The organism is Halorubrum sp. AJ67 (genome assembly GCF_000513435.1).
Genome location: NZ_CBVY010000003.1, coordinates 342944 through 346527 on the forward strand (window position 1 = coordinate 342944; position 3584 = coordinate 346527).

Here is a 3584-nt window from a genome sequence, read left to right on the forward strand (position 1 = left end):
CGGGCGGCGGTCGGTCGGGTCAGGCGCTCGCCTCGTCCTCGTCGAGTCCGGGCGCGGTCGCGGCGTCGACCTCGTCCGGCTCCTCCGTGTCGCCGCCGACGACGGTCTCGCCCTCGTCGGTCTCGACGTACACGTCGTCGGCGAAGCCGGCCAGCGCGTTCTCGTACTCGGGTTCGTCGAGCTTCTCGGGCGTCTCGGGTGCCTCGACGACGCCCCCGGCCGGGCGGAACTCGCCCAGCGGGTCGTCGATCGTGATCCCGTACTCGGAGAAGAACTCCTCGTACCGGCGGTAGTGGGCCTCCAGCTCGTCGCCCGGGATCTCCATCATCTCCGTCCAGCCGTGGTTGAAGAAGTCGAAGTTCGCCTGGACGTGGGTGATCTCGCGGGCCTCAGCCTCCGGGAAGCCCGCCTCTAAGGCGGCGACGTACGTGTCCATCGTCGCGTTGAAGAAGCTGTCGAGGTGGTCGCGGCGCTCCTCGCGGCGGTCCTCGTCGGCCTTGTTGAGGAAGATACTCGTGTGGAGGTCGACGAGCTTGTCGTTGGCGACGTCGCCGACGACCGGCGTGGTCAACGCCTTCTTCGCGGCCCAGTGACGGATGTTCTGCCGGATTTTCATACGCTCGATTGGGTCGGGACGCTCTTGAATCTGTGGCGTCCGAGACGTGATCGTGCGCGTCGGCGACCGCGCCACAGAAGTGTTATTTCGCCGAGCGAACAACGTCGACGTGGACATGGCCACGAGCGAGAGAGACGACAACTGGGCGGCGCAGGTCGAGGCGCGGCGGGAGGCGAAGGCGAAACAGTTCCGCGAGTCGGCGCGGTCGCCGCTGCCCGTCTCGATGCGGGGCGACGCGTTCCCCGGGCTCGACTACTTCGAGCCGGACCCGGCGTACCGGTTCGTCCTCCCGCTTCACGAACACGACGAGACCGAGACGGTGACCGTCGAGACGACGGCGGACGGCGAGCAGACGTACCGCCGGTGGGGCGAGTTCCGCTTCGCGGTCGACGGCGAGTCGGTGACGCTTCAGGCGTACCGCCCGGCCGGCGACGAGGACCGCCTGTGGGTGCCGTTCCGCGACGCGACCAGCGGCGAGGAGACCTACGGCGCGGGGCGGTACCTCGATCTGGAGCCCGATCGCGACCGCGTCGACGGCGAGTGGGTGGTGGACTTCAACGTCGCGTACAACCCCACGTGCGCGTATAACCACGCCTACGAGTGCCCGCTCGTGCCGGGCGAGAACTGGCTCGACGTCCCGATCCGGGCCGGCGAGAAGGACTTCCCCGGGGAGCCGGCCGGCGCGGACCACTGACCGGCGACGACGCCTACCGACGGGTGGTGCGGCCGACCGCTTGCCGACGCGCGTCCGGCGGGAGAAGGGTCTCTGTACGCGTTTCCCGGCGGTCGTGAGTCTCGTTCGCACGGGTGCGGACGCGGATGACAACCCACATTAGGCATGAATCCGAACGCCGAGACATGAGCGATTCGTACGTGATCATCGGTGACGGTATCGCGGGCGCGTCCGCGGCCGAGACGCTCCGCGAGGAAGCGCCCGACGCCGATATCACGGTTCTCACGGACGAGGGTGAGTCCCTCTACAACCGGATTCTGATCAAAGAGTACGCGAAGGGGAAACTCCCCGAGGCCCCGATATCGATCCACCAAGAGGAGTGGTACGACGAACACGACGTCGACCTCCGGCTCAACACGGTCGTCGTGGACATCGACATCGACGAGGACGCGGTCCACACCCACGAGGGCGAGACGTTCGAGTACGACTCGCTGCTGCTCGCGATCGGCGGCACGCCACAGCAGCTCCCGGTCGAAAACGCTGACGCCGACGGAATCCACCACTTCTGGACGTTCCAAGACGCCCGCCGGATCAAAGAGAGCGTCGAGGACGCCGAGAAGGCGGTCATCGTCGGAGCGGGCCTGCTCGGCATCGACTTCGCGGCCATTTGCGGCGCGCAGGACGTCGAGGCGAAGTACCTCATGCGCGGCGACAACTGGTGGCGCTACGCGCTCTCGGAGGAGGGCGCGGAGATCATGCACGAGGCGATGCGCGAGCGCGGCGTCGAGCCGGTGTTCGGCTCCGGCGTCGACCACTTCGAGGTCGACGACGACGGCCACGTCGAGGCGGCCGTCGACCCGAACGGTGAGCGCTACGAGTGCGACTTCGCGGGCGTCGCCATCGGGCTGAACTTCAACACCGAGCTCGTCGAGGACACGCCGCTGGAGGTCGACGACGGCATCGTCGTCGACGAGTTCATGCGGACCAACGTCGACAACGTGTACGCCGCGGGCGACATCACCACGTTCAACGACCTCATCCTCGGCGAACGGGCGAAGAACGGCTCGTGGGGATCCGCCAAAGAGCAGGGGACGATCGCTGCCCGGAACATGGTCGACTACGGCAGCGAGGAGTTCGAGTGGGTCTCTTCGTACTCGATCACGCACTTCGACTTCCCGTTCCTCTCCTTTGGCCACCCGACCCTCGGCGACGACTTCGTGGAGGCGACCACCGCCGACGGCGAGTGGCGTCGCGTCGCGCTGAAGGACGGTAAGGTGGTCGGCGGGGTGCTCATCGGCGACCTCTCGCCGCAGTCCGCGTTCAAACAGCTGATGCGCGAGGGCCGCGACGTCAGCGACCACGCGGACCTCCTCATGGAACCCGGCTTCGCAGTCGACGACCTGCCGGCCTCGGCCGAGCAGTAACGGTCACCTCGCTCGCCGCGTAACGGTCTCGCTTTCTCCTCGATCACGGACCGCCCGCCGTAGTTACAGTGCTGCGAAACACTTATGATTAATAATGATATACGTTACCACATGACAATTCGGGAGTCGAACCGGCAGCTCAGACTCCGGCGCACCGGTCGCATGCCGTCCGACGCGCGAGTCCGGCACTTCGACGAGCTGAGCGACGACGAGAAGCAGGTCGTCGCCGAGCTCGCCGGACGACCGCGGACGGCCCCGGAGACGAGCACTCTGGAGGACGGCGACGTGGTGAAGTTCACGGACTACTACCTCGTCCGCTCGCGGTGAGTTTGGGTCCGGGCGAGCGCTCGGGCCCCGGCAGGGGGCGGCGGGGCGGAAGCGAAGTTGTTTTCGCCGGCGGGGAGCAAGCGGGAGGCATGGACAGCGGCGGATCCACCGACATGACGCTGGCGTTCGAGTTGGAAGCGCTGAAGGCGCTCGCGGACCCCAACGCGGTGTTCAGCAACGCCCGACAGTGGACCGAGTACGTCGGCGTCGTCAGCGAGAAGCCCACCTACGTCGTCACGAACTTCACGCGGAAACACCGCGTGCGACAGGACTTCTTCTCCGGGCCGCGCGGCGTCGAGGAGAGCTTGGAGAACATCAGCGGGCAGTTCGACACGGACCGACACGTCTTCGTCGGGGTCGACGACGAGGACGAGGCCGTCGCCGAGGCGACCGGCTGGGGAGTTCCTCCACGTCGAGGACGCCGCCGAGGCCGCGGGGTGGACGCTCGCGACCGGCGAGACCGCGGACGAGGCGGCCGAGGAGCAGGCCCGCGACGACTGGCCGTAGCCCGGAGTCGTGGGAGGCAAGGCACACAGGGGATAGG

Annotated in this window: 4 protein-coding genes and 1 pseudogene; 4 read left to right on the top strand and 1 reads right to left on the bottom strand. The window is 67.5% G+C overall.

What is annotated here, in order from left to right:
* Positions 1-19: 19 nt before the first annotated feature.
* Positions 20-616 carry a DUF6149 family protein gene (locus BN903_RS05065; protein WP_048076775.1) on the bottom strand — a complete coding sequence of 199 codons (597 nt, stop codon included), beginning with the start codon at positions 614-616 and terminating at the stop codon, positions 20-22.
* Between the two features lie 115 nt (positions 617-731).
* Here BN903_RS05065 and BN903_RS05070 point away from each other — a divergent pair, with 115 nt between their 5' ends.
* The 4 genes and pseudogenes from BN903_RS05070 to BN903_RS15590 all read left to right on the top strand — a co-directional run bounded on the left by BN903_RS05070 (position 732) and on the right by BN903_RS15590 (position 3547).
* On the top strand, positions 732-1310 hold the full coding sequence (locus BN903_RS05070) for a DUF1684 domain-containing protein (protein WP_048076776.1): 579 nt from the start codon (positions 732-734) through the stop codon (positions 1308-1310).
* Between the two features lie 164 nt (positions 1311-1474).
* Positions 1475-2713, top strand: a complete 1239-nt coding sequence (locus tag BN903_RS05075; protein WP_048076664.1) for an NAD(P)/FAD-dependent oxidoreductase — start codon at positions 1475-1477, stop codon at positions 2711-2713.
* Positions 2714-2824: 111 nt separating this feature from the next.
* On the top strand, positions 2825-3040 hold the full coding sequence (locus BN903_RS05080) for a hypothetical protein (RefSeq protein WP_048076665.1): 216 nt from the start codon (positions 2825-2827) through the stop codon (positions 3038-3040).
* An 89-nt stretch (positions 3041-3129) separates the two neighbouring features.
* Positions 3130-3547 (top strand): annotated as a pseudogene (locus tag BN903_RS15590) (hypothetical protein).
* The last annotated feature ends 37 nt before the right edge of the window (positions 3548-3584 follow it).